This window comes from Microbacterium sp. LKL04 (genome assembly GCF_900102005.1).
GTDB lineage: Bacteria > Actinomycetota > Actinomycetes > Actinomycetales > Microbacteriaceae > Microbacterium.
Genome location: NZ_LT627736.1, coordinates 620658 through 646229 on the forward strand (window position 1 = coordinate 620658; position 25572 = coordinate 646229).

24 protein-coding genes are annotated in these 25572 nt (G+C 68.7%); 23 read left to right on the forward strand and 1 reads right to left on the reverse strand.

Annotated elements, in window-relative coordinates; all coding sequences use genetic code 11:
* Positions 1–43: 43 nt before the first annotated feature.
* From BLP38_RS03075 to BLP38_RS03165, 19 genes are all read left to right on the forward strand, one after another.
* Positions 44–421 (forward strand): DUF3040 domain-containing protein, encoded by a 378-nt coding sequence (locus BLP38_RS03075; RefSeq protein ID WP_091352712.1) that lies wholly within the window; start codon positions 44–46, stop codon positions 419–421.
* 207 nt (positions 422–628) lie between these two features.
* Positions 629–1060 carry a division/cell wall cluster transcriptional repressor MraZ gene (mraZ, locus tag BLP38_RS03080; protein ID WP_091352717.1) on the forward strand — a complete coding sequence of 144 codons (432 nt, stop codon included), beginning with the start codon at positions 629–631 and terminating at the stop codon, positions 1058–1060.
* 103 nt (positions 1061–1163) lie between these two features.
* The gene (gene rsmH, locus BLP38_RS03085) at positions 1164–2123 is read left to right on the forward strand and encodes a 16S rRNA (cytosine(1402)-N(4))-methyltransferase RsmH (protein ID WP_091352721.1); all 960 of its coding nucleotides are present in this window, start codon (positions 1164–1166) and stop codon (positions 2121–2123) included.
* The gene (locus BLP38_RS03090; RefSeq protein ID WP_091352724.1) at positions 2120–2728 is read left to right on the forward strand and encodes a hypothetical protein; all 609 of its coding nucleotides are present in this window, start codon (positions 2120–2122) and stop codon (positions 2726–2728) included. Before rsmH ends, BLP38_RS03090 begins: the two co-directional genes overlap by 4 nt.
* Before the next feature lie 4 nt (positions 2729–2732).
* Positions 2733–4544, forward strand: a complete 1812-nt coding sequence (locus BLP38_RS03095) for a peptidoglycan D,D-transpeptidase FtsI family protein (RefSeq protein WP_091352727.1) — start codon at positions 2733–2735, stop codon at positions 4542–4544.
* A 27-nt stretch (positions 4545–4571) separates the two neighbouring features.
* Positions 4572–5984: a UDP-N-acetylmuramoyl-tripeptide--D-alanyl-D-alanine ligase gene (locus BLP38_RS03100; RefSeq protein WP_091352730.1), complete on the forward strand. Its 1413-nt coding sequence runs from the start codon at positions 4572–4574 to the stop codon at positions 5982–5984.
* Positions 5981–7090: a phospho-N-acetylmuramoyl-pentapeptide-transferase gene (mraY, locus tag BLP38_RS03105; RefSeq protein ID WP_091352732.1), complete on the forward strand. Its 1110-nt coding sequence runs from the start codon at positions 5981–5983 to the stop codon at positions 7088–7090. Before BLP38_RS03100 ends, mraY begins: the two co-directional genes overlap by 4 nt.
* Positions 7087–8628 carry a UDP-N-acetylmuramoyl-L-alanine--D-glutamate ligase gene (gene murD / locus BLP38_RS03110; RefSeq protein WP_091352735.1) on the forward strand — a complete coding sequence of 514 codons (1542 nt, stop codon included), beginning with the start codon at positions 7087–7089 and terminating at the stop codon, positions 8626–8628. The genes mraY and murD overlap by 4 nt, the downstream gene beginning before the upstream one ends.
* The gene (ftsW, locus tag BLP38_RS03115) at positions 8585–9799 is read left to right on the forward strand and encodes a putative lipid II flippase FtsW (protein WP_091352737.1); all 1215 of its coding nucleotides are present in this window, start codon (positions 8585–8587) and stop codon (positions 9797–9799) included. The genes murD and ftsW overlap by 44 nt, the downstream gene beginning before the upstream one ends.
* Before the next feature lie 10 nt (positions 9800–9809).
* The gene (locus BLP38_RS03120; protein WP_091352738.1) at positions 9810–10883 is read left to right on the forward strand and encodes a UDP-N-acetylglucosamine--N-acetylmuramyl-(pentapeptide) pyrophosphoryl-undecaprenol N-acetylglucosamine transferase; all 1074 of its coding nucleotides are present in this window, start codon (positions 9810–9812) and stop codon (positions 10881–10883) included.
* A gap of 69 nt (positions 10884–10952) precedes the next feature.
* Positions 10953–12353, forward strand: a complete 1401-nt coding sequence (gene murC / locus BLP38_RS03125) for a UDP-N-acetylmuramate--L-alanine ligase (RefSeq protein WP_091352742.1) — start codon at positions 10953–10955, stop codon at positions 12351–12353.
* Between the two features lie 35 nt (positions 12354–12388).
* On the forward strand, positions 12389–13420 hold the full coding sequence (locus tag BLP38_RS03130) for a cell division protein FtsQ/DivIB (RefSeq protein ID WP_091352746.1): 1032 nt from the start codon (positions 12389–12391) through the stop codon (positions 13418–13420).
* Between the two features lie 157 nt (positions 13421–13577).
* Positions 13578–14738 (forward strand): cell division protein FtsZ, encoded by a 1161-nt coding sequence (ftsZ, locus tag BLP38_RS03135; protein ID WP_091352750.1) that lies wholly within the window; start codon positions 13578–13580, stop codon positions 14736–14738.
* 7 nt (positions 14739–14745) lie between these two features.
* Complete coding sequence (locus BLP38_RS03140) at positions 14746–15429, forward strand: YggS family pyridoxal phosphate-dependent enzyme (RefSeq protein ID WP_091352753.1); 684 nt, start codon at positions 14746–14748, stop codon at positions 15427–15429.
* A gap of 32 nt (positions 15430–15461) precedes the next feature.
* Positions 15462–15917 carry a cell division protein SepF gene (locus BLP38_RS03145; protein WP_091352756.1) on the forward strand — a complete coding sequence of 152 codons (456 nt, stop codon included), beginning with the start codon at positions 15462–15464 and terminating at the stop codon, positions 15915–15917.
* A 4-nt stretch (positions 15918–15921) separates the two neighbouring features.
* The gene (locus tag BLP38_RS03150) at positions 15922–16224 is read left to right on the forward strand and encodes a YggT family protein (RefSeq protein ID WP_091352759.1); all 303 of its coding nucleotides are present in this window, start codon (positions 15922–15924) and stop codon (positions 16222–16224) included.
* Between the two features lie 114 nt (positions 16225–16338).
* A complete protein-coding gene (locus BLP38_RS03155) occupies positions 16339–16953 on the forward strand; it encodes a DivIVA domain-containing protein (protein WP_091352762.1) in 615 nt (204 codons plus the stop codon).
* Positions 16954–16964: 11 nt separating this feature from the next.
* Complete coding sequence (lspA, locus tag BLP38_RS03160) at positions 16965–17597, forward strand: signal peptidase II (RefSeq protein WP_091352767.1); 633 nt, start codon at positions 16965–16967, stop codon at positions 17595–17597.
* Complete coding sequence (locus BLP38_RS03165; protein WP_091352770.1) at positions 17584–18504, forward strand: RluA family pseudouridine synthase; 921 nt, start codon at positions 17584–17586, stop codon at positions 18502–18504. Before lspA ends, BLP38_RS03165 begins: the two co-directional genes overlap by 14 nt.
* A gap of 22 nt (positions 18505–18526) precedes the next feature.
* Here the strand turns inward: BLP38_RS03165 and BLP38_RS03170 are convergent, their stop codons facing one another.
* The gene (locus tag BLP38_RS03170) at positions 18527–19000 is read right to left on the reverse strand and encodes an NUDIX hydrolase (RefSeq protein WP_091352774.1); all 474 of its coding nucleotides are present in this window, start codon (positions 18998–19000) and stop codon (positions 18527–18529) included.
* A gap of 48 nt (positions 19001–19048) precedes the next feature.
* Between BLP38_RS03170 and dnaE the strand changes: the two genes are divergently transcribed.
* From dnaE to nrdR, 4 genes are all read left to right on the forward strand, one after another.
* Positions 19049–22567 (forward strand): DNA polymerase III subunit alpha, encoded by a 3519-nt coding sequence (dnaE, locus tag BLP38_RS03175; RefSeq protein ID WP_091352777.1) that lies wholly within the window; start codon positions 19049–19051, stop codon positions 22565–22567.
* A 96-nt stretch (positions 22568–22663) separates the two neighbouring features.
* On the forward strand, positions 22664–23758 hold the full coding sequence (locus BLP38_RS03180; protein ID WP_091352782.1) for a hypothetical protein: 1095 nt from the start codon (positions 22664–22666) through the stop codon (positions 23756–23758).
* Between the two features lie 20 nt (positions 23759–23778).
* Positions 23779–25080 (forward strand): histidinol dehydrogenase, encoded by a 1302-nt coding sequence (hisD, locus tag BLP38_RS03185; protein WP_091352787.1) that lies wholly within the window; start codon positions 23779–23781, stop codon positions 25078–25080.
* Positions 25081–25093: 13 nt separating this feature from the next.
* On the forward strand, positions 25094–25567 hold the full coding sequence (gene nrdR / locus BLP38_RS03190; protein ID WP_091352791.1) for a transcriptional regulator NrdR: 474 nt from the start codon (positions 25094–25096) through the stop codon (positions 25565–25567).
* Positions 25568–25572: the final 5 nt, after the last annotated feature.

The window sequence follows — 25572 nt, forward strand, 5'->3', positions numbered from 1 at the left end:
CGCGCGGACGCGTACACTTGACGGACCGACCCGAGGGGGATGCATGCCACTGTCAGAACAGGAGCAGCGTCTGCTGGACGAGATGGAACGCCATCTCATGCGCAACGACGCCGATGTTGTCAGCGCGGACCGTGGAGCGGCGCCGCTCAGCTACCGCAACATCGTCTACGGGTCCGTCATCGTGCTCTTGGGTATCGCCGGCCTCGTCGTCGGCGTGGCCACATCGCTGATCGTGATCGGCGTGGTCGCCTTCGTCGTCATGGTCGTCGGCGTCGTCCTCGCCTTCACACCGGCCAAGGGTGCGGCAGCCGCACGGAACGCGACCGGTACGCGTAAGCCGCGCGCCGCGAAGGCAGCGGCATCCGCCTCTTTCATGGATCGCATGAACGACCGCTGGGATCGCCGCAACGACGATCGCTGATCCGGCGCCCTCCACCGCGCTCCACTTCTGAAGCACCGACCCTCGGGTCGGTGCTTTTTTTTGTGTCCGCGCGGGCCTCCACCCGCCCTGCCGTCGTCCGGTGGTGCGGCAGGGATGCGGCGTGCCCCGAAACTGTCGCGGAGTGGAGGAAAGTGGAGTAAAGTGGCGTCATCCTGGAGCAGGCCGGACGAAGGGGGTGACCGAGCGATGTTGTTGGGCACCCACACCCCCAAGCTGGACGACAAAGGACGGGTCATCCTTCCCGCCAAGTTCCGCGACGATCTCGGTCCCGGTGTCGTCATCACCCGTGGCCAGGAACGCTGCCTCTACGTGTTCAGCTCGGCGGAGTTCGAGCGGGTCTACGAGCGCATCCGCGAGGCACCGCTGACCAACAAGCAGGCGCGCGACTTCCAGCGCATGTTCCTCTCGGGCGCCAGCGCCGAGAAGCCCGACTCCCAGAACCGCATCACCATTCCGCCTCACCTCCGCACCTACGCCGGGCTGGAGCGCGAGCTCATCGTCACGGGTGTCGGCGCACACGCCGAGATTTGGAACGCGGACGCGTGGAACGCCTACGCCGACAGCAATGAGGACACGTACTCGGACATGGAGCAGGAGGTGATCCCGGGACTCTTCTGATCCTCGACTGCGACTCCCAGCCGCACGCCCTGACGCACTTCCCCGGCGCCAGGTCGGAGCGGATGGGGATCGGGGTCGAGGGCCTCACGGAACCGAAGGAATCATGGCCCACGACGAGATCCACACCCCCGTCCTGCTCGACCGTTGCATCGAGCTGTTGGCGCCTGCGCTGCAGCACGACGGCGCGGTCGTCGTCGACGCGACGCTCGGGATGGGCGGACACTCCGAGGCGCTTCTCGAACGCTTCCCCCAGGTGCGTCTGATCGGCCTCGACCGCGACACGGATGCGCTGCGCATCGCGGGGGAGCGGCTCGCCCGCTTCGGCGACCGCGTGGACCTCGTGCACACCGTCTACGACGGCATCGCCGACGCCGTCTCGAGCGTGGGCGTCCGCCGGGCCGACGGCATCCTCTTCGATCTCGGTGTCTCGTCGCTGCAGCTCGACGAAGCGGACCGCGGCTTCGCCTACTCGAAGGACGCGCCCCTCGACATGCGGATGGATCAGTCCGCGGGGACGACGGCCGCCGACATCGTCGCGACGTACGGAGAGGGCGATCTGCGTCGCATCTTCGAACGCTACGGCGAGGAGAAGCTCGCCGGTCGTTACGCGCGGGCGATCATCGCCGCCCGTCAGGACGCCCCCATCGAGCGGTCCGCGCAGCTCGTCGACATCTTGGTCGCCGCGACGCCGATCGCCGTTCAGCGCGAGCGCAGCGGGCACCCCGCCAAGCGCGTCTTCCAGGCTCTGCGCATCGAGGTCAACGGCGAGCTGACGGTCCTCGAGCGCGCCCTGCCCGCGGCGCTCGGCATCCTGCCCGTCTCGGGCCGGATCGTCGTCATGTCGTACCAGTCGCTGGAAGACCGACTCGTGAAGCGCGTTCTCGCCGAAGCGACCAGGTCGACCGCTCCCGCCGGGCTTCCGATCGAACCGCCCGAGCATGCCCCCCGTTTCCAGCTCCTCACCAAGGGTGCAGAGCTGGCGTCCGACGAAGAGAAGATCCGTAACCCCCGTGCCACCCCGGTGCGGCTGCGTGCGGCCGAGAGAGTGAGGGAGGCGTCATGAGCGCTTCGGCACTGGCCACCACCGCCATCGACACCGCGCCCGATGAGGAGCTCCTCGGCTCGGCAGCACCTGCGCTTCGGCCCGTCGGTCGCGTCGGGTGGGGCGTCGCGCCCCAGCCCCGGCGTCGCCCCCGGCGGGCGTTCGGGGTCATCGCCGTCGCGGGTGCCCTCGCGATCGCCGGAGTGCAGATGGGGCTGTCCATCGTCACGACGCAGGATGCCTTCGAGGTGAAGAACCTCACGGCGCAGCAGCGGGACGCGAACTACCAGAAGAACATCCTCGAGGACGAGGTCGCGGGTCTCAGCTCGCCTCAGTTCCTCGCAGCCAATGCGGCGGCACTCGGCCTCGTCGCGGGCGGCGAGCCCAGCTACATCCGTCTGAGCGACGGCACGACCCTCGGCCCCAAGACGGGTGCCTCCGACGCGTCGTCGATCGAGGCGCTGTCGCGGGCGGCGGTGTCGAACGCTCTCGTGGCGGGTGTCCCGCTCGTCACCGATCCCGAGGCGAGCCTCGACACGGGGGTCTCCATCGACACGAAGCTGCTGGCCGATACGCCGACACCCCCGTCCATCACCGACGGACTGCCGACCCCCGCCACACACTGAGAACATGACGACTCGAGCAACCCGCAGTCCGCGCCGTCGCACCGTCGTCGCCCTCGCCGTCGTCCTGGTCGTCCTGGTCGCCTTCGTCGCCCGCCTCATCGACATCCAGGTCGTCAACGCGAGCCAGCACGTCGAAGACGCCTTCAGCAAGGGCATGCAGACCACGACGACCCTCGAGGGTGCGCGGGGCACCATCGTCGACGCGAACGGCAGCCCGTTGGCCACGAGCATGCTGCGGTACAACGTCGTCGTCGACCCGAAGCTCGCGGAGGGCGGTATGTCCCTCCGCGACGACAATGGCGCGATCGTGAAGGACGACGCCGGCGACACGGTCATGGTCACGTGGCCGGAGATCGCCGCTGAGATCGCCGAGGTGACCGACCAGAGTCCCGAAGAGGTCCGGACGATGGTCGACGACGCCTACGCGAAGAACCCCGAGAGCCGATATCAGGTGATCAAACGGCTCGTGTCGACGGCGGAGTTCCGCGAGCTCGACGATCTCGGCATCCCTTTCCTCTCGTTCGAGCCGGTCGCCTCGCGGTCGTACCCCGACGGCGCGGTGGCGGGAAACATCATCGGCTTCGTCGGCTCGGACGGGGAGCCCCTCGAAGGGGTCGAGAAGCTGCAGGACTCGTGCCTCGAACCCACGAGCGGGAGCATCAAGTACCAGCGCGGCGCGAACGGCGTGACGATCCCCGGTACGGCGGTCGAGGAGCCTGCCGTGGACGGAGGCACCCTCAAGCTGACGATCGACTCCGATCTGCAGTGGTACATGCAGCAGCTGATCGCGGAGGAGACCGACCGCTACCAGGCCAACTGGGGCGGGATCCTCGTGATGGAGACCGCCACAGGCAAGATCCGAGCGATCGCGGAGACGGACTCCGTCGACCCCAACGACCCGGGCGCCAGCAAGTCCGAGGACCGGGGCTCACGCCTCCTGCGGACCTCGTTCGAGCCCGGCTCGACCTTCAAGCCCGTCACGGCGGCGACGGCGATCGAACAGGCGGGCGTCACGCCGGAGACGACGGTCACCGTCCCCGATCGCATGGTGTTCTCCAACGGAGCCGTCGTGAACGACTCCGAGAACCACGCGACGCAGAACCTCACCCTCAACGGTGGCCTCGTGACCTCGTCGAACGTGGCGATGTCGCAGTTCGGCGCGATGGTGGATCCGCAGACCCGGTACGACTACCTCAAGAAGTTCGGTGCCGGCGAAACCGACGGTCTGGGCTGGTCGGGAGAGCCCGAACGGATCCTCCGACCCGCCGACACGTGGGACAACCAGACGAAGTACGCGACGACCTTCGGTCAGGCCTTCACCGTGACGGCCGTCCAGGTCGCGAACGCGTACCAGACCTTCGCCAACGGCGGTGTCCGGATGCCGGCATCCCTCGTCGAATCGTGCACGAAGGCGAACGGCGAGGTCGTCACACCGAAGCTCGCGAAGCCCGAACGCGTCATCACAGAGGAGACGGCGAAGGAGGTCTCGCTCATGCTCGAGAACGTGTTCGCACAGGGCACGCTCGCCGAGGACGTCGAACTCCCCGGGTACCGGATGGGCGGCAAGACGGGCACCGCGCAGATCCCCGACGGTCACGGCGGATACAAGAAGAACCTGTACTTCACCTCACTGGTCGGCTTCGCTCCGGCCGATGATCCGAAGTATGTTGTCCTGACGGTCTTCGACGAGCCCAAGAAGCAGCGCATGTCGTCGGCCAACCGTTCGGTGTTCAAGAAGGCGATGGCGCAGGTGCTCACGCACTACCGCATCATGCCGTCGGGTTCGGAGACCCCCCTCCTTCCCGTCACCGGCTGAACCCGAGCGCACGAGGAGACCCCCAGCATGATCCGGATGACGCTCGCCGAGGTGACGCACGCCATCGGCGGCACCCTCCACCTCCACGGCACGGACACCCCCGAGACGGTTGTCGCGGGCACCGTCGACACCGATTCCCGGGAGATGGAGCCGGGCTCGGTCTTCGTCGCCAAGCCCGGCGACGTGACCGACGGGCACCTGTTCGTCGATGTGGCCGCCGAAGCCGGCGCCACGCTCGCGATCGTCGAGCGCCACGTCGAGACGGCGATCTCGCAGATCGTCGTCGCCGACGCCGTCGCCGCGCTGGGTGCCCTCGCCCGCGAGGTGGTGGCACGCGTGCGTGCCGCCGGAGACCTCCGCGTGGTCGGCATCACGGGATCGAACGGCAAGACGACGACGAAGAACCTCCTGGCGCGCATCCTCGAGGTGGAGGGGCCGACGGTCGCCCCGCGAGCGTCGTTCAACAACGAGGTCGGCGCACCCGTCACGATGCTCCGCGTCACCGACGACACCCGCTTCCTCGTCAGCGAGCTCGGCGCCTCGCGGCCGGGCCGCATCGCGGAGCTCGCAGGTCTCATCACGCCCGACATCGGCGTCGTCCTCATGGTCGGGCTCGCCCACGCGGGCGGATTCGGGGGCGTCGAGGCGACGCAGAGGGCGAAGACCGAACTGGTCCAGGCTCTCCGTCCGGGCGGAACCGCGGTCCTCAACGCGGACGACGCCCGTGTCGCGGCGATGGCAGCTGCGGCGCAGGAACGCGGAGCCGACGTCCGGTGGTTCGGACGCGGGACCGCGGCCGACGTTCGCGCAGACGACGTCGAAGTCACGGCATCCGGGACGACCGCGACGGTCCACGTCGACGGCCGTCGACTGCCCCTGCACCTGAAGGTGCTCGGCGAACACCACGTCATGAACGCCCTCGCCGCCATCACGGTCGCTCAGCTGCTCGGTGTCGATCCGGCCGACGCGATCGCGCGCATCGGGACCGTGGAGATCGCGGAGCGCTGGCGGATGCAGCCGCTCGGCGGCGACCGCGTGCGGATCATCAACGACGCCTACAACGCGAGCCCCGACTCCATGGCCGCCGCGCTGCGGACCGTCGCCCAGATCGCCGAGCCGGGACAGCGCAAGGTCGCCGTCCTCGGTGCCATGACGGAGCTCGGCGAGCAGGCCGGGGAGGAGCACGACCGGATCGGGCTCCAGGCCGTGCGGCTGCGCTACGAACGCATCGTCGTCATCGGGACGGCGGCGCGACGCCTCTACCTGGCCGCCATCAGCGAAGGCTCGTGGGACGGCGAAGCCGTCTTCTTCGAGACCGCTGACGAGGCCTACGACTACCTGACGGCCGAGCTCCGCGACGGTGATCGCGTGCTGGTGAAGTCTTCCAACTCCGCCGGGCTCAGGTTCCTCGGCGATCGTCTGGGAGAATTCTTCTCGTGAGATCCCTGTTGGCCGCTGCGACGATCTCGCTGGCATTCACCCTGTTCCTGACACCGCTGTTCATCCGCCTGTTCCGGAAGATCGGGTGGGGCCAGGTCATCCGCACCCCCGAGGATGCGCACAACCCGAGTCACCACACCAAGCGCGGGACGCCCACCATGGGCGGCATCGTCTTCGTCCTGGGGACCATCGTCGGGTTCTTCGTCGGCAGCTACACCGGTGGCACGGAGCCCACGATCTCCGGTCTGCTCGTGCTCTGGATGATGGTAGGCCTCGGCATCATCGGCTTCATCGACGACTACATGAAGGTGCGGTCGCAGCGGAGCCTCGGCCTGTCGGGATGGCGCAAGATCGTCGGCCAGATCGCCGTCGCCGTCCCCTTCGCCATCATGGCGCTGAACTTCCCGAACCAGTACGGCGAGACTCCTGGTTCCGCCTACATCTCGTTCTTCCGCGACATCCCGACGCTCTCCTTCATGGCGCTCGGCGCCGTCGTCGGCTGGATCCTCTACCTCCTGTGGATCTCGTTCATGTCGGTCGCGTGGTCGAACGCCACGAACCTGACGGACGGGCTGGACGGCCTCGCCACGGGAGCCGGCATCTTCACGGTGTCCGCCTACAGCCTCGTGACGTTCTGGCAGCTGCAGCAGCGCTGCCACTCAGCCGCACTGGTGACCGAGTACACGGCCGCCTGCTACGACACGCGGGACCCCATGGGCCTCACGATCGTCGCCGCCTCGTTCGTCGGCGCCCTCGTCGGGTTCCTCTGGTGGAACGCCCCCAAGGCAAAGATGTTCATGGGCGACGTGGGCTCGATGGCGATCGGCGGTGTCGTCGTCGCGATGGCCGTTCTGAGCCGTACCGAGATCCTCTCCATCGTCCTCGCGGGCGTCTTCATCATCGCTCCCGCGTCAGTCATCCTGCAGCGCTACTACTTCAAGGCGACGGGCGGCAAACGGCTGTTCCTCATGAGCCCCTTCCACCACCACCTCGAGATGCGCGGGTGGCCCGAGATCACGATCGTCGTCCGGATGTGGGTCATCGCCGGCATCCTCGCCATCTTCGGGGTCGCCCTGTTCTACGTCGGTTGGCTGGCTGCACTGTGACCGCTGACCTCGATCGCCTGACGAGCTGGCACGCGGACTGGTCGGGACTGCGGGTCGCGGTCCTCGGCCTGTCGATGACGGGATTCTCGGTCGCGGACACCCTGGCCGAGCTCGGCTCCGACGTCCTGGTCGTGACCGAGACGGCGAGCGAGGAGTACGCGCGTCTGCTGCCGGTCATAGGTGCGAGCCTCTGGGAGGGGGCGCTCGACGCCGTCCCCGACGAGCTGATCGCCCACCGCCCCGACGTCGTCATCGCGTCGCCGGGCTTCCCCCCGCATCACGCCGTCGTCGCATGGGCGCGCGAAGCGGGAGTCGCCGTGTGGGGCGACATCGAGCTCGCGTGGCGCGTCCGCGACAAGGTCCTCCGTCCCGACGGAACGCCGGCCGAATGGATGCTCATCACGGGCACCAACGGCAAGACGACCACGACGCAACTCACGGCCACGATGCTCGTGGCGGGAGGCCTCCGCGCCGCCCCGTGCGGGAACATCGGCGTGCCGGTCCTCGACGCCGTCCGCGACCCCGCGGGGTTCGACGTGCTCGTGGTCGAGGTCTCGAGCCATCAGCTCTGGTACCTGAGTCTCTCGGATGCCGCGGGTCGGGTGTCGCCGCACGCCAGCGTCTGCCTCAACCTCGCTGCGGACCACCTCGAGTGGCACGGCTCTTTCGACGCGTACCGGGACGCGAAGGCTGTCGTCTACCGGCAGACGCGCGTGGCCTGCGTCTACAACAAGAGCGACGTCGCGACGCGCGAGATGGTCGAGGACGCCGAAGTCGTCGAGGGATGCCGCGCCATCGGGTTCGATCTCGGCGTCCCGGGCCCGAGCGACCTCGGTGTCGTCGACGGCATCCTCGTCGACCGTGCCTTCCTCGATGAGCGCCGCACGAACGCGCTGGAACTCACCACCGTCGAGGACCTCGCCGAGTCCGGTCTGGCCGCTCCGCACGTCGTGGCGAACATCCTCGCCGCCGCTGCACTCGCCCGTTCGATCGACGTCCCTCCTGCCGCCGTCCGAGACGCCCTGCGCACCTTCCGTCTCGATCCGCACCGGATCGAGGTCGTCGCCGTCGCCGACGGCGTGACGTGGGTCGACGACTCCAAGGCGACGAACCCGCACGCGGCGGCATCCTCCCTCCAGGCCTACCCGGGTGCCGTCTGGGTCGTCGGCGGCCTTCTGAAGGGTGTCGACATCGACGATCTGATCGCGTCTCGCGGCCCTGCGGTCGCGGCGGCGATCGTGATCGGCGTCGAGCGCGCCGACATCGTGGGGGCTTTCGCGCGACACGCCCCGACGGTTCCGGTGTTCGAGGTCGACCACGCTCAGACTGAGGACGTCATGACCGAGGTCGTCGCGTTGGCGGCGGGCGTCGCGCAGGACGGAGACGTGGTCCTCCTCGCTCCGGCAGCGGCATCCTTCGACCAGTTCGCCTCGTACTCGGATCGCGGCCGGCGCTTCGCCGCCGCAGTGAACGCACGGATCGGAAAGGACGCCGGTGACAACCACGACCGACCGTCCGGCCCCGTCGGATCCGGCTGACCGCGGCTCGTCCGCTTTCACGGCGCGCGTCGGTCTTGGGAAGGTCTTCGCGCCGGTCCCGAGCGAGTTCCTCCTCATCGCCTCGACGGCGCTGATCCTGACGATTTTCGGCCTCGTGATGGTGCTGTCGGCGACGATGGCGACCTCCGGAGCGGGCGGTCCGTTCGAGACGGCGATCAAGCAGGGCGTGTTCGCTGTGGTCGGCATCCCGCTGATGTTCGTGCTGAGCCGGTTGCCGATGCTGTTCTGGAAGCGCATCTCCTGGATCGCGCTGATCGGGGCGCTCTTCCTCCAGCTGCTCGTTTTCACCCCGCTGGGGTTCGCGGACGGCGGTAACCGCAACTGGATCATGATCGCGGGAAACCAGCTCCAGCCCTCGGAGTTCCTCAAACTCGCCTTCGCCCTGTGGCTCGCCTACGTCCTCTACCGCAAGCAGACGCTCCTCGGTGACTGGCGGCACGTCTTCATCCCCGTCGTCCCGGTCGCCATCATCGTCATCGGGTCAGTCGTGGCAGGCAAGGACCTCGGCACAGCCATGATCCTCGTGCTGATCCTCCTCGCGGCCCTGTTCTTCTCCGGCGTGCGACTCCGGATCTTCGTCATCCCGCTCGTGCTGGCAGTGGGCGCTGTCGCCTTCTTGGCGATCACGAGTCCGGACCGGATGCGGCGCATCATGAGCTTCATGAACCCGGACTGCCTCGCGGACTACTACGGCGACTGCTATCAGCCGCTCCACGGCATCTGGGGGCTCGCAAGCGGCGGTGTCTTCGGGCTCGGGCTCGGCAATTCTCGAGAGAAGTACGCGTGGTTGCCAGCGGCATCCCACGACTACATCTTCGCGATCGTGGGCGAGGAGCTCGGCCTCATCGGGTGCGTCGTGGTGCTGGCGATGTTCACACTCTTCGCCATCGGTGCGTTCCATGTGATCCGGAAGACTCCCGACCCCTTCATCCGCATCGCCGCGGGGGCGGTGACCGTCTGGATCGTCGGTCAGGCCCTCATCAACATCGGCGTCGTGCTTCGGGTCTTCCCGGTACTTGGCGTTCCGCTCCCGTTCATGTCCCAAGGCGGCACGTCGCTGATGTCGGTGCTTCTTGCCTGCGGGGCACTGCTCGCGTTCGCCCGGACGCTGCCGACGTCGGCGCCGGGGGCCGCGCCTGCCCGCCGGTAGGCTCGATCCGGTGACCACGTACCTTCTGGCCGGCGGCGGGACCGCGGGCCACGTCAATCCGCTGCTCGCCGTCGCCGACGCTCTCGTCGCTCGCGAACCCGACGCCACCGTTCTGGTCCTCGGCACCCGCGAAGGGCTCGAAGCGCGGCTGGTGCCTCTGCGCGGCTACGAGCTGCTGTTCGTCGACAAGGTGCCCTTCCCGCGTCGACCGGATGCCGCGGCTCTCCGCTTCCCCGCACGTTTCGCGCGCGCGGTGCGTCAGGTCCGAGGGCACATCCGCGAGCGGGGGGTCGATGTGGTGGTGGGCTTCGGCGGTTACGCCTCTGCTCCCGCGTATGTCGCTGCGCGGCGCGCGGGCGTCCCGGTGGTCGTGCACGAGGCGAACGCCAAGCCGGGACTCGCCAACGTCCTCGGCGCGCGGCGGGCCGCGGCATCCGGTGTCGCTTTCGAGGGCACTCCGCTGCGTGGTGCGGAGGTCGTCGGGATGCCGCTCCGTCCCGAGATCGTGCACCTCGACCGGACAGCGCTCCGAGCGGAGGCCGCAGAGGAGTTCGGCCTCGACGCCGAACGTCCGGTCCTCCTCGTCTTCGGCGGCTCGCTCGGGGCCGTCCGCATCAACCGCGCCCTCGCCGATTCGTGGCGGGACGTCGTCGCCGCGGGATGGCAGGTTCTGCATGCGGCGGGAGAGCGCAACGACATCGCCGACCCCGGCGACGACGCCTACCGGGTCGTTCCGTACATCGACCGCATGGACCTCGCTTTCGCCCTCGCCGACGCGATCGTGTCGCGCTCCGGTGCGGCGACCGTGAGCGAGATCAGCGCTCTGGGCATCCCTGCGGTCTATGTGCCGTATGCGGTGGGCAACGGCGAGCAGGCGCTCAATGCCGCGTCCGCGGTCGCCGCCGGTGCCGCTGTGCTCATCCCGGACGGCGAGCTCACGGGGGACCGCATCCGCTCGAGCGTCGTTCCGCTGCTCGCCGACCCGGAAGCCCTCGACCGCATGCGTGACGCGGCGTCGACGGTGGGGACGCGAGCGGGCAGCGAGAACGTCGTCGCGCTCATCGATCGCGCACTCGGTCGCTGAGCCGCCGGGTCCGTCGCCCCAGCGCGCCGCAGCGTCCTCCCGGTGGGCCCGATCTAGACTTGACGGGCCATGATTCGCCCCGATCTCTCGCTCCCCATCCCCACGGACATCACCGCCGCCCACTTCATCGGGATCGGCGGTTCCGGGATGTCGGGACTCGCCGGGATGTTCCTCGACCGCGGCATCCGCGTCTCGGGATCCGATCGTTCCGACAGTTCCACGATCCGCGCTCTCGCCGCCCGCGGAGCCGATGTGCACGTCGGTCACGATGCGTCGAACCTGCCGGACGGCGTCGATGCGGTGGTGTTCACCGGGGCGATCTGGCCCGAGAACCCCGAGTACCTCCGGGCGAAGGAGCGCGGCGTCGCCGTCATCCACCGCTCGCAGGCGCTCCACTGGCTCGTCGGAGGCCGCCGCCTGGTGAGCGTCGCCGGGGCGCACGGCAAGACGACCTCGACGGGCATGATCGTCACCGCGCTCCGCGCCATCGGGGCTGACCCGACGTTCGTCAACGGCGGAGTCATCGCATCGCTCGGCGTCTCGAGCGGCACCGGATCGGATGATCTCTTCGTCATCGAAGCCGACGAGTCCGACGGCTCGTTCCTCCTCTACGACACCTCCGTCGCTCTCATCACGAACGTCGACCCCGACCACCTCGACCACTGGGGGTCGCGCGAGGCCTTCTATGACGGGTTCGTCCGATTCGCGGATGCCGCGTCCCAGGCGGTCGTCATCTCCTCCGACGACCCCGGTGCCCGCGAGGTCGCCGGCGCCCTGACCCACGCGAACGTGGTGTCCTTCGGGACGTCGCCCGACGCCGACGTCCGCGTGAGCGACATCGTCACGGAGGGGCCGGTGTCCTTCGCTATCCACCACGGGGGACGCTCGGCATCCGGCGCCCTCGCCGTCCCCGGCGCGCACAACGCCATCAACGCCGCCGGCGCGGTGGCCGTCCTGCTGACGCTCGGTCACGAGCTCGAGCCCGCCGTGCGTGCGGTCGAGGAGTTCGGCGGCACCGTTCGCCGGTTCGAACTGCATGGCATCCGCTCCGGCGTATCGGTCTACGACGACTACGCGCATCACCCGACGGAGGTCGACGCCGCCCTGGCAGCGGCCCGCACCGTCGTCGGCGAGGGGCGCATCATCGCGCTCCACCAGCCGCACACGTACTCGCGCACCCAGGCGATGTACCGCGAGTTCGCCGACGTTCTCGAGTCGCGCGCCGATCAGACCGTCGTCCTCGACGTGTACGGTGCCCGCGAGGACCCCGTGCCGGGTGTCACCGGCGCGCTCGTCAGCGGGGCGTTCGATGATCAGGACCGGGTGCGTTTCGTGGCCGACTGGCAGCAGGCTGCCGAGTACACGGCATCCATCGCCCGCCCGGGCGACTACATCATCACCCTCGGGTGCGGCGACGTGTACCGGATCATCCCGCAGGTCCTCGACGCCCTCGGTTCGGCGGAGAACTGACCGTGGGCCGGGCCTGAAGATGGAGCGGAACTGAGATGCGGCGGCCGTCGCCGCTCCCATCGACGCCGACGCGCCGTCCCGAGGAGCCGTCGCGCGCCGATCGCGCTCGCGAACCGGAGCTGCTGATCGATCCCGCCGCCGCACCGTCCGCAGCTGAGGACGGGACGGCGACCTCCGATGCGCAGGTCACCGAGGTCATCGAGCCGGCGCGGCCCGGCCGACTCGGGCGGGTCGTCCCGTTCACGCCGACCGAGCAGCCGGACGATGTCGCGCCGGAGACGCCCCGAGAGGATGCCGAGCCGGAGCGACCGCTCAGCATGCGCGACGTCTGGGCGGCGGCACGCGCCCGCCGACGTGCGTTGCGTCGCGAGGTCCGGCGCTTCACCGTGCGTCAGCGCCGCCGCCGGTACGCGTGGCTCGGTGGACTCGCCGCCGTCGTACTCGTCGGTCTGGGCGCGATCGCGACGGCGTACAGCCCGCTGTTCGCGGTGTCGAAGATCACGGTGGTGGGGACCGACCGTCTCGCCGGCGCCGCCGTGGAGAAGGCCCTCGCCGGCGAGATGGGCACGCCGCTCGCGCTGATCGACTCGAGCGACGTGAAGGCGGCCTTGGTCGCTTTCCCCCTCGTCGAGAGCTACTCGATCGAGGCGAGACCGCCGCAGGAGCTCGTGGTGCGGATCGTCGAGCGGACCCCTGTCGGTGTCGTCTCCACGAGGGCGGGCTTCTCGCTCGTGGATGCCGCAGGTGTCGTCCTCGCGACGACGAAGGATGCACCCGAGGGGTATCCCGTCATCGACGCGTCGGGGGGTGCGGGGTCGCGCGCCTTCCGGGCGGTCGGCGCCGTCTACCGGTCGCTCCCGGCGGACCTCCGCACGCAGATCAGCGCCATGTCCGCGACCACCCCGGATGACGTCACGCTGACGATCGACGGCGCGGACGTGCTGTGGGGGAGCCCTGAGGAGCCGCTCGAGAAAGCTCGGGTGCTGTCGGCCGCGATGACCGCCAAACCCCCGTCCGAGGTCGAGGAGTACGACGTCTCGTCGCCCTCCGCCGTCGTCATCCGCTGACGCGGAAATCCGATCCGACGACACGCCGCTGCGATGCGGGCGGGCGTCTCATCGACGCATACCTTCGGAATCAGGAATTGCATACTCGGCAATTCTTTAAACCTCTGGTTGAGGTTGAAGGTTTGCACTCGAGGTTCAGGACGATACGGAGGCCGGCGTGAGCCAGAACCAGAACTACCTTGCTGTGATCAAGGTCGTTGGCGTGGGCGGTGGCGGTGTCAACGCCGTCAACCGCATGATCGAGCTCGGCCTTCGCGGCGTCGAGTTCATCGCCGTCAACACGGACGCCCAGGCGCTGCTCATGAGCGACGCCGACATCAAGCTCGACGTGGGTCGCGAGCTGACCCGCGGTCTCGGCGCCGGCGCCGATCCCGAGGTCGGCCGACGCGCCGCCGAGGATCACGCCGAGGAGATCGAAGAGGCTCTCGCGGGGGCCGACATGGTCTTCGTGACCGCCGGTGAGGGCGGTGGCACCGGCACCGGTGGCGCTCCCGTCGTCGCACGGATCGCGAAGTCGATCGGCGCGCTCACCATCGGTGTCGTGACCAAGCCCTTCTCCTTCGAAGGACGCCGCCGTCAGACCCAGGCCGAGTCGGGCGTCTCGAAGCTGAAGGAAGAGGTCGACACCCTCATCGTCGTTCCGAACGACCGCCTGCTCGAGATCAGCGACCGCGGCATCTCGATGATCGAGGCGTTCGCCACGGCCGACCAGGTCCTCCTGGCCGGTGTCCAGGGCATCACGGATCTGATCACGACCCCCGGTCTCATCAACCTCGACTTCGCCGACGTCAAGTCGGTCATGCAGGGTGCCGGATCCGCGCTCATGGGCATCGGCTCCGCTCGCGGTGCCGACCGGGCCATCAAGGCCGCCGAGCTCGCGGTGGAGTCCCCGCTGCTCGAAGCCTCGATCGAGGGTGCGCACGGCGTGCTGCTCTCGATCCAGGGCGGGTCGAACCTCGGCATCTTCGAAATCAACGATGCGGCGCAGCTCGTCAAGGAGGCCGCGCACCCCGAGGCCAACATCATCTTCGGTACGGTCATCGACGACACCCTCGGCGACGAGGTGCGCGTCACGGTCATCGCCGCCGGGTTCGACGGCGGTGAGCCGCAGGTGAAGGTCGAGCCGATCACAGCGAGCCGCCCGGCATCCGCTCCGGTCCTGCCGCCGCTTCCGGCCGACACGGTGGCGCGCGACCTCGCGGCCGCCGAGAGCACCGGTACGCGCGAGTCGGTGTCGGTGTCCGCGCCGTCCTCGTCGAGCGACTACGACTCGGCATTCGGCGACGACGACCTCGACATCCCCGATTTCCTGAAGTAACCGGATCGTGGATCTGCGTTCGCGGCTCGCCGACATCGACGCGCGCATCTCGGATGCCGCTCGGTCGGCGGGCCGCGATCCGTCGGGGATCACCCGCATCGTCGTCACGAAGTTCCACCCCGTCGACCTCGTGCAGGACCTCGCCGGACTCGGCGTGACCGACGTCGGTGAGAACCGCCAGCAGGAGCTCAGCGCGAAGCGCGAGGCCTACGCCGGAGACCCGGTCCGATGGCACTTCATCGGGCAGGCGCAGACGAACAAGGCCCGGGCGGTGCGCCGCGATGCGGATGCCGTGCACTCGCTCGACCGGACTCGCCTCGCCGACGCGCTGCACGCCGCGCGGGCGAATGACGCCGACGTCCTCGACGTCCTCATCCAGGTCAACCTGACCGAAGACCCGGGACGTGGGGGAGTCGCCCCATCGGGTGTGGACGAGCTCGCCGAGCACGTCGCCGCGACCTGTCCGTCGCTCCGCCTGCGGGGCGTCATGGCCGTCGCCCCCCTGGGCGAGGAGCCCGCGCCCGCCTTCGAGCGGTTGGCCTCTTACTCAGCCGGCGTCCGGACGGTCGTGCCGGATGCCGATTGGATCTCCGCCGGGATGACCGGCGACTTCGTCGAAGCGATCGCGGCAGGTGCGACACACCTGCGGATCGGTTCGGCAATCACGGGCCCGAGGCCCGTGCACGGATAGCCTCGTCACAGACGAGCAATACGGAGGATGCGATGTCGAACCCGCTCAAGAAGACCATGGTGTACCTGGGCCTCGCCGATGAGGAAGAGGTCTACGAGGAGCCGACTCCGCGCCGCGAGAGCCGGGAGAAGCAGGTCGAGAACAAGACGGCGCCGGTGACGCCCATCCACCGCCCCGCTGTCGTTCGTCAGCCGGCTCCGGCGACGGTGAGCGAGATCGTCACGGTCCACCCGAAGCAGTACCGCGACGCGCAGGCGATCGCCGAGAACTTCCGCGACGGCATCCCGATCATCATCAACCTCTCGCAGATGAGCGACGCCGACGCGCGCCGCCTCATCGACTTCGCGAGCGGTCTGTCGCTGGGTCTGTACGGGCGTATCGAGCGCGTGACGAGCAAGGTCTTCCTGCTCTCGCCCGAGAACGTCGCCGTGTCGGGCGAGGGCGCGATCGCCCAGGGTGACACGGACTCCACCCCCTTCACCCACTGACGCCGTGTCGGTCATCGGCCTCATCGCCGGGATCCTCAACGCGCTCCTGCTCATCTACGTGCTGTTCCTCCTGGCACGTCTGGTCCTGGAGTACATCCCGATGTTCAATCGGGAGTGGCGTCCGCGCGGCGGCTGGCTCGTCGTGGCAGAAGTCGTGTTCACGGTGACGGATCCGCCCATCAAGTTCTTCCGTCGTTTCATCCCTCCACTGCGCATCGGTCCCATCGCCCTGGACCTCGCCTTCCCCATCACCATGCTCAGCTGCTTTGTGCTGCTGTCGATCACGCAGGTGCTGAGCCGATACTGACCGCGCCCTCGTCGCACCCATGACAGCCGCGGACTATGCTGTCGGGGTACGGCTCGCGCCTCGCGGGTCTTCATTGACCGGCCCGCCTCCTGAGCCCCGAAAGAGGAAAGACACATGCCTTTGACTCCCGAAGACGTCGTCACCAAGCAGTTCCAGCATGTCCGCTTCAAGGAGGGCTTCGACCCCGACGAGGTCGACGACTTCCTGGACGAGATCGTCATCGAGTGGCGTAAGACCATCGCCGAGAACGAGGAACTGAAGGCGAAGCTCGCCGCCTACGAGTCCGGCGAGACCCCCGCTGCCCAGGAGTCCGCTCCCGAGGCCGAAGCAGCGCCCGAGACCCAGGTCGTCGAGGAGGTCCCGACCCCGGCCGAGCCGACCGAGGCTCCCGTCGCCGCAGGTACCGCTCCCGCCGCCGCCTCTGCCGGCATCATCGAGCTCGCGCAGCGTCTGCACGACGAGCACGTCGCCGAGGGTAAGGCTCAGAAGGAGAAGCTCATCTCCGAGGCGCAGGCCGAGGCCGACGCCATCCTCAACGACGCACGTTCGAAGGCGCGCGACGAGATCACGCGCCTCGAGAGCGAGCGTGGCACGCTCGAGGGTCGCATCAGCGAGCTCCGGCAGTTCGAGCGCGACTACCGCGTTCAGCTCCGTGGCTTCATCGAGGACAAGCTCCGCGACCTCGACGTCGCCGGAACGTCGGGCTCGACGCCCATCCCCGCGTCCTGACCACTCGCACATTGTCGAGCCGAACGTCCGCGACGCGGACGACACTGCGCGCCGCAGCGGCCGGCACCACCATCGCGATCCTCGCGGTGCTGGTGCTGGCCGCTGATCAGTTCACGAAGTACCTCGCTCTCCAGAACCTGCCCGAGCGGCAGGCCGTGCCCGTCATCGGGGACTTCCTCCAGCTCTACCTGACGTTCAATCCGGGCGCGGCGTTCTCGCTCGGTGAGGGCGTGACCTGGGTCTTCACCCTTGTGCTCGCCGCAGCGGCGATCGCGATCGTCGCCCTGGGCATCACGCGCGTGCGCACCCGCGCCTGGGCGGTCGTGCTCGGACTGCTGCTCGGCGGCATCCTCGGGAATCTCACGGATCGTCTGCTGCGCGCGCCCGGCTTCCTGGTCGGACACGTCGTGGACTTCATCCACACACCCTGGCTGTGGCTGTGGTTCCCGTCGGCCATCTACAACGTCGCGGACATGTTCATCGTCACGATGATGATCGCGGTCGCGATCCTGGTGCTCATCGGTCTCCGATTCGACGGCACGCGCGAGAAGGATGCCGCGGGCACCGCGACCTCGACCGATGCTGCCTCGTCGAATGCGGACGACGACGCGTCCACGTCGGCGGATCCTCATGCCCAGCCGTAGCCTTCCTGTTCCGGACGGACTCGACGGCACGCGCGTCGACGCGGCGCTCGCGAAGCTCCTCGGATTCTCGCGGACCTTCGCGGCGGAGGTCGCGGAGGCGGGTGGTGTCCAGCTCGACGCGCGCACGGTCGGCAAGTCCGACAAGCTCGTCGCCGGCGCCTGGCTGCAGGTCGATTGGGAGGACAGGCGCGGCCCCGAGATCGTGCCGATCGCGGTACCCGATCTCGGCATCGTCCATGACGACGACGAGATCGTCGTGGTCGACAAGCCCGCCGGCGTCGCGGCTCACCCGTCGCTCGGGTGGGAGGGGCGGACCGTCGTCGGCGCCCTTGCCGCCGCCGGCTTCCGGATCGCCACGTCCGGTGCGCCCGAGCGACAGGGGGTCGTGCACCGGCTCGACGTCGGCACGAGCGGCCTCATGGTGGTGGCGAAGACCGAGCGTTCGTACACGGCGCTCAAGCGTGCGTTCAAGGAGCGCGAGGTCGACAAGATCTACCACACCGTGGTCCAGGGGCATCCCGACCCCCTGGTCGGAACGATCGATGCTCCGATCGGGCGTCATCCGAACCATTCGTGGAAGTTCGCGGTCATCCCCGACGGCAAGGATTCGGTGACCCACTACGAGACGCTCGAGGCGTTCCCGCGGGCGTCGCTCCTCGAGGTCCACCTTGAGACCGGTCGCACGCACCAGATCCGCGTGCACATGGCCGCGCACCGGCATCCCTGCGTCGGCGATCCGTTGTACGGCGGCGACCCCACGCTGGCGCAGAAGCTCGGGCTTACGCGCCAGTGGCTGCACGCGCACGAACTGTCGTTCGCGCATCCGTCCACGGGGGACTGGGCGACGTTCCGATCGGACTACCCGGCGGACCTCGCAGGTGCTCTGGAGATCCTCCGCGACCAGTGACGTCCGGGAGATCGACGAAGAGTCAGCGCCCGCCGGCGAACGTGGCCGGGTCGTCCTCGGCGATCGCGAGCGCGATCTTCCGTACGTGCGTCTGATCGACCTCGACCAGCTCGCCGAGGCCGTACCAGCCGACCTCGGTCAACTCGCCGTCGGCGGGATGCGGGTCGCCCGAGACCCAATCGCAGCGAAAGACGAGATCGAGGTAGTCGACCTGATCGCCGTTGGCGTAGACGATGCGGGGGACCTGCTGCACCGCGGCGAGCCGCGTCGCGCGGACGACGACGCCCGCCTCCTCGAGGCATTCGCGGACGGCCGTGTCGGCCGGCTCCTCGCCGGGCTCGACGATCCCCGAGACCGCCTGCCATTCGCCGTTGTCGGCGCGCTTGCCGAGGAGGACCTTCTCGTCGCGGAACACGATCGCGGTGACTCCGACCAGGTGGAGCGGTGCGGTGCCGATCTTCTCGCGGAGGGTCAGGACGAACTCGGGGGTGGTCATGTCGATCAGCCTAGGCGCCCTGTCCGAGGCGGAACGTAGACTCGATCCGTGGCATCCGACTCCTTCGTTCATCTGCACGTCCACAGCGAATACTCGATGCTCGACGGGGCCGCGAAGATCGGCGCGATGACGCAGGCCGCCGCTGATTACGGGATGCCGGCGATCGCCGTCACCGACCACGGCAACACGTTCGCGGCGTTCGAGTTCTATCGCGCTGCCAAGGCAGCGGGCGTCAAGCCGATCGTCGGTCTCGAGGCGTACGTCACGCCCGGCACGCACCGCAGCGACAAATCGCGCGTGGCGTGGGGATCGCCCGACCAGAAGAGCGACGACGTCTCGGGTTCGGGTGCGTACACCCACATGACGATGTGGAGTCAGAGCACCGAGGGCATGCACAACCTCTTCCGGTTGAGCTCACTGTCGAGCATCGAGGGCTACTACTTCAAGCCCCGCATGGACCGCGACCTCCTGCAGACCTACGGCAAGGGACTCATCGCCACGACAGGGTGTCCCTCGGGTGAGGTGCAGACCCGTCTGCGGCTCGGCCAGTACGACGCGGCACGCGCCGCCGCCGCCGAGTTCCAGGACATCTTCGGCAAGGAGAACTACTTCGCCGAGATCATGGATCACGGTCTGTCGATCGAGCGCCGCGTCATGACCGATCTCATCCGACTGTCGAAGGATCTCGGCATCCCGCTGGTCGCCACCAACGACTCCCACTACACGCACCAGCATGAGGCCGACGCGCACGAGGCGCTCCTGTGCGTCCAGTCCGGCTCGACGCTCGACGACCCCAACCGCTTCAAGTTCGACGGCGACGGGTACTACATCAAGACGGCGCAGGAGATGCGCCAGCTCTTCCGCGACCACCCAGAGGCGTGCGACAACACGCTGCTCATCGCCGAGCGCTGCGAGGTGGAGTTCAACACCTCCGCCAACTACATGCCGCGCTTCCCCGTCCCCGACGGCGAGACCGAGGACAGCTGGCTCATCAAAGAGGTCGAGGCGGGCCTGCACTACCGGTACCCGGGCGGCATCCCCGACCGTGTCCGCAAGCAGGCCGAGTACGAGACCGGGATCATCTTGCAGATGGGCTTCCCGGGCTACTTCCTCGTCGTCGCCGACTTCATCAACTGGGCGAAGGACAACGGCATCCGCGTCGGGCCCGGCCGTGGCTCCGGTGCCGGCTCGATGGTCGCCTACGCGATGCGCATCACCGACCTCGACCCGCTCGAGCACGGACTCATCTTCGAGCGGTTCCTGAACCCCGACCGCGTGTCGATGCCCGACTTCGACGTCGACTTCGACGACCGTCGCCGCGGCGAGGTCATCGACTACGTGACCGAGAAGTACGGGTCCGAGCGCGTCGCGCAGATCGTCACCTACGGGACCATCAAGTCGAAGCAGGCACTGAAGGATGCCGGTCGCGTCCTGGGCTTCCCGTTCTCCATGGGCGAGAGACTCACGAAGGCCATGCCGCCGCCCGTCATGGGCAAGGACATGGAGCTCGGCGGCATGTTCGACTCCAAGCACCCGCGCTACAAGGAGGCCAGCGAGTTCCGCTCGCTCGTCGACACCGATCCCGACGCGAAGACGGTCTTCGACCGCGCCCTCGGGCTCGAGGGCCTGAAGCGCCAGTGGGGCGTCCACGCCGCCGGCGTCATCATGTCGAGCGAGCCGCTGATCGACATCATCCCGATCATGCGCCGCGAGCAGGACGGCCAGATCGTCACGCAGTTCGACTACCCGTCGTGCGAGACCCTCGGCCTGATCAAGATGGACTTCCTCGGGCTCCGAAACCTCACGATCATCTCGGACGCCCTCGACAACATCCGCACCAACCGCGGTGAGGAGCTCGACCTCGAGCACCTCGAACTCGAGGACCGAGCGGCGTACGACCTCCTGAGCCGCGGCGACACCCTGGGTGTGTTCCAGCTCGACGGCGGCCCGATGCGGTCCCTGCTACGCCTCATGAAGCCGGACAACTTCGAGGACATCTCGGCCGTCATCGCGCTGTACCGCCCGGGTCCGATGGGCGCGAACTCGCACACCAACTACGCGCTCCGCAAGAACGGCGTGCAGCCGATCACCCCTATCCACCCCGAGCTCGAAGAGCCGCTCCGCGATATCCTCGACACCACCTACGGCCTGATCATCTACCAGGAGCAGGTCATGGCGATCGCGCAGAAGGTGGCCGGCTTCTCGCTCGGCCAGGCGGACATCCTGCGTCGCGCGATGGGCAAGAAGAAGAAGTCGGAGCTCGACAAGCAGTACGAGGGCTTCTCGGGCGGCATGAAGGAGCGCGGCTTCGGCGAGGCGGCGATCAAGTCGCTGTGGGACATCCTGCTCCCCTTCTCGGACTACGCGTTCAACAAAGCCCACTCGGCCGCCTACGGCCTCGTCTCCTACTGGACGGCCTATCTCAAGGCGCACTATCCCGCCGAGTACATGGCCGCCCTCCTCACGAGCGTCGGCGACTCGAAGGACAAGATGGCGGTGTACCTCAACGAGTGCCGCCGCATGGGCATCCGGGTGCTGCCGCCCGACGTGGGGGAGTCCATCCGGTTCTTCGCCGCCGTCGGTGAGGACATCCGTTTCGGCCTCGGCGCCGTCCGCAACGTCGGGACGAACGTCGTCGACGGGATCGTGTCGGCCCGCTCGGACGGTCCGTATGCGAGCTTCCACGACTTCCTCGGCAAGGTCCCGGTCCACGTCGCGAACAAGCGGACCGTGGAGTCGCTCATCAAGGCCGGGGCCTTCGACTCGCTCGGGTCGACGAGGCGTGCCCTCATGGAAATCCACGAGGACGCCGTCGAGCAGGCCGTCCTCGACAAGCGCCGTGAGGCCAACGGCGAGGTCGGGTTCGACTTCGACAGTCTGTGGGACGACGACGAGCCGCAGCAGGTCGCACGCGTGCCGGAACGGCCCGAGTGGACGAAGAAGGACAAGCTCGCCTTCGAGCGCGAGATGCTCGGCCTCTACGTCTCGGACCATCCGCTGGCGGGTCTCGAGATCCCGCTCGCGAAGCACGCGTCGACGTCCATCCACGACCTGCTGGTCTCTGAGGACATCTCCGACGGCGACATCGTCACCGTCGCAGGCCTCGTCACGAGCGTCCAGCACCGCGTCGCCAAGCAGAGCGGCAACCCCTACGGCATGATCACCGTCGAGGACTTCGACGGCGAGGTGACCGTCATGTTCATGGGCAAGACGTACACCGAGTTCCAGTCGATGCTCGTCGCCGACTCGATCCTCGTCGTCCGAGGGCGCGTTTCGCAGCGCGACGACGGTCGCAACCTGCACGGCCAGTCGGCATTCGTCCCGGATCTCGGATCGGTGGATGCCGCGGGTCCGCTCGTCCTGCTGCTGCCCGAGCATCGCGCGACCGAGACGACGATCGGGCAGCTCGCGGCAGTCTTCGACCGTCACCCCGGGACGACGGAGGTGACGCTGAAGCTGCACAAGGGCGGCGTCGCGAAGGTCTTCGAGGTGCCGGCGCAGGTAGGCGTCACCGTCGACCTGTACGGCGAGTTGAAGGGGCTGCTCGGTCCGCAGTGCCTCGGCTGAGCGAGTGCGACAGGCCGTGTCGCGCGGGCTGATCCGCAGGGCCGACGCGGGTAGGATCGCAGGCGGCGCTGATCCGCGCTGTTCGGAAGGAGCACCGTGACCGACCAGAAGACGAACCCCGAGTCGCCCGACGACGCCGGAAGCACCGTCGAGGACCTCGACGTCACGGTGGTCCGGGCTCCCGACACCGCCGCCGTCGACGCGAACGGCCTCGATCGTGAGACCGAAGCCTACGATTTCTCGACGGATGCCACGGCTGACGCCGACGCGCCCGCCTCGGAGCCCGTCGAGGCCGAGACGGTCGTCGACGACCCCGCCGTGACGGGGTCACCTGCCGCGCTCGAATCCGGCGCAGCGGCATCCGGTGAGGGCCACATCCCGCCGCAGTACGGGATCGGCCCCTTCTCCCTTCGCGAGGTCTCGCTCCTGGGCGTGTGGGCGCTGGCGTTCCTCTTCTCGTTCTTCCCGCTCTACGGCGACAACCAATTCACCCGCCTCCTCGGCGGCGGGTCGGTCTGGACCTCGGGCATCGACTGGGTCCTGTCGATCGCCGCACCGACAGTCGCCGTGTTCCTCATCACCCTTCGCCGGTTCTCGCCGGACGGCATCCGCCGCGTGGGCTCCCTCGGCGTCGACCAGTTCGCCTCCGTCGCGTTCTCCGTCTCCGCCGTCCTCTGGTTGAGCTGGCTGTGGACGAACATCGCCCGCGGTGCCGCCACCGGTGTCTGGCTGAGCAGCTGGGTGGTCTGGGTCGAGGTCCTCCTGATGGCCGCCGGGGTCGCGTTGACGGTCTTCGCACCGTTCATCCCGCCGTTCCACGAGGACTTCCTCCACCGGGCCGAGGCGCCCGCTCACCGCGTGGCTCGTCGTGCGCGTCCCGTGGTCGCGCGTCCTCTCTCGGACGCACGATTCACGATGGCGGCGCCGGAGGTCGAGCCCGACCCGACCCCCTTCGGAGCGCCGGTGGAGGACGACGAGCCCGCACCGGCTTCCGCATCGGCGCATCAGGCGTTCTGGGCCCTCGCGCCGGTCGAGCGTGATGTCGTCGATGAGAACGGCGCGCCGCTCTTCCGTGTCGGCCCGACGGCCTGGGCGCTCGTCATCGAAGACCGCGGCGACTCGTTCGTCGTCCGTCACGAGGACGGCCGGATCGGGTACCTGACCGACGTCTCGGGCGTCACACGGGGCTGAGCCGCCGGTAGCCTGGAGGGATGCTCCGCACGATCGACCTCCGGGGTCGCGCCGTCACGCCGACCGACCTCCTCGCCGCTGTTCCCCGGGCCACGGCTGCCCGCGACGAGGCGCTCGCCACGGCGGCCGCTGTGGTCGCCGACGTCGCGGAGCGGGGCGAGGCCGCGCTCCGCGAGCAGGCCTCTCGCTTCGACGGCGTCGACGGTCACGCTGTCCGTGTACCCGCTGCGCACCTCGACGAGGCGCTCGCGTCCCTCGATCCCGGCATCCGCTCCGCGCTCGAGAACGCGATCAGTCGCGTACGACTGGCGTCCGCCGCGCAGGTGCCGGCTCCGGTCGTGACCGAGATCGGTCCCGGTGCCCGCGTCGAGCAGCACTGGCGTCCGGTCCGTCGCGCCGGCGTCTACGTCCCGGGAGGGAAGGCCGTCTATCCGTCGAGCGTCGTCATGAACGTGGTTCCGGCGCAGGTGGCAGGCGTTCAGCAGGTCGCGCTCGCCTCTCCGCCTCAGCGCGACCACGACGGCCGGGTGCACCCCGTCATCCTCGCGGCCGCCAAACTCCTCGGGGTGACCGAGGTCTACGCGATGGGAGGGGCAGGGGCCATCGGCGCCTACGCGCACGGCGTTCCCGCCATCGACCTCGCCCCCGTTGACGTCATCTCAGGGCCCGGCAACAACTTCGTGGCCCTCGCCAAGCGCGTCGTGGCGGGCATGGTGGGCACCGACTCCGAGGCCGGTGCGACGGAGATCCTCATCGTCGCCGACGATTCGGCCGATGCCCGCCTCGTCGCGGCCGACCTCGTGAGCCAAGCGGAGCACGATGAGCAGGCTGCCGCCGTCCTGGTCACCGATTCGGCGACGCTCGCCGAGGCCGTCGTGGCCGAGGTCCAGAAGCGCGCCGCGGCCACGCACCATGCGGAGCGCGTGGCTCAGGCGCTCGCGGGCCCCCAGTCCGCCGTCGTGCTCGTCGACGACATCGCGACGGCCACGGCCTTCAGCAACGCCTACGCTCCCGAGCACCTCGAACTCCACCTGCGCGACCCCCGTCCCGAGGAGTACGTCAACGCGGGCGCGGTCTTCGTCGGGCAGTGGACCCCCGTGAGCCTCGGCGATTACCTCGCCGGCAGCAATCACGTCCTCCCGACCGGTGGTCAGGCCCGGTACGCGTCGGGCCTGTCGGCATCCACCTTCCTCCGGCCGCAGCAGGTGATCGCCTACGACCGCGAGGCGCTGCAGACGGTCCACCGCGACATCGTGACGCTCGCGAACGCCGAGGTGCTGCCCGCACACGGCGAAGCCGTCACGGCGCGCTTCGACGCGTAGGCTGGATGCCGCCATGCACTGCCCGTTCTGCCGCCACTCCGACTCCCGTGTCATCGACTCGCGCACGAGCGACGACGGTTTGAGCATCCGCCGCCGCCGTCAGTGCCCCGAATGCGGCGGTCGGTTCTCCACGATCGAGACCGCGAGTCTCAACGTCATCAAGCGATCCGGTGTGATCGAGTCCTTCAGTCGCGAGAAGGTCATGTCGGGAGTCCGCAAAGCCTGCCAGGGCCGCCCCGTCACCGAGGCGGACCTCGCGATGCTCGCCCAGGCGGTCGAGGAATCCGTCCGCCAGACAGGTGTCTCGCAGATCGACACGAACGAGATCGGTCTCGCGATCCTCGGGCCGCTCCGCGAACTCGACGAGATCGCCTACCTCCGCTTCGCCAGCGTCTACCAGGCGTTCGAGACCCTCGACGACTTCGATGCGGCGATCGCCCTCCTGCGGGCGGACCAGGCGCAGCGCGCCCCGCGACAGGACGCCTGAGCGAA

Excerpts from the sequence above, each read along its gene's own strand:
- BLP38_RS03075 (WP_091352712.1), top strand. The coding sequence starts at position 44 with ATGCCACTGTCAGAACAGGAGCAGCGTCTGCTGGACGAGATGGAACGC.
- mraZ (WP_091352717.1), top strand. The coding sequence starts at position 629 with ATGTTGTTGGGCACCCACACCCCCAAGCTGGACGACAAAGGACGGGTC.
- rsmH (WP_091352721.1), top strand. The coding sequence starts at position 1,164 with ATGGCCCACGACGAGATCCACACCCCCGTCCTGCTCGACCGTTGCATC.
- BLP38_RS03090 (WP_091352724.1), top strand. The coding sequence starts at position 2,120 with ATGAGCGCTTCGGCACTGGCCACCACCGCCATCGACACCGCGCCCGAT.
- BLP38_RS03095 (WP_091352727.1), top strand. The coding sequence starts at position 2,733 with ATGACGACTCGAGCAACCCGCAGTCCGCGCCGTCGCACCGTCGTCGCC.
- BLP38_RS03100 (WP_091352730.1), top strand. The coding sequence starts at position 4,572 with ATGATCCGGATGACGCTCGCCGAGGTGACGCACGCCATCGGCGGCACC.
- murC (WP_091352742.1), top strand. The coding sequence starts at position 10,953 with ATGATTCGCCCCGATCTCTCGCTCCCCATCCCCACGGACATCACCGCC.
- BLP38_RS03130 (WP_091352746.1), top strand. The coding sequence starts at position 12,389 with ATGCGGCGGCCGTCGCCGCTCCCATCGACGCCGACGCGCCGTCCCGAG.
- BLP38_RS03145 (WP_091352756.1), top strand. The coding sequence starts at position 15,462 with ATGTCGAACCCGCTCAAGAAGACCATGGTGTACCTGGGCCTCGCCGAT.
- BLP38_RS03155 (WP_091352762.1), top strand. The coding sequence starts at position 16,339 with ATGCCTTTGACTCCCGAAGACGTCGTCACCAAGCAGTTCCAGCATGTC.
- BLP38_RS03165 (WP_091352770.1), top strand. The coding sequence starts at position 17,584 with ATGCCCAGCCGTAGCCTTCCTGTTCCGGACGGACTCGACGGCACGCGC.
- BLP38_RS03170 (WP_091352774.1), bottom strand. The coding sequence starts at position 19,000 with ATGACCACCCCCGAGTTCGTCCTGACCCTCCGCGAGAAGATCGGCACC.
- hisD (WP_091352787.1), top strand. The coding sequence starts at position 23,779 with ATGCTCCGCACGATCGACCTCCGGGGTCGCGCCGTCACGCCGACCGAC.
- nrdR (WP_091352791.1), top strand. The coding sequence starts at position 25,094 with ATGCACTGCCCGTTCTGCCGCCACTCCGACTCCCGTGTCATCGACTCG.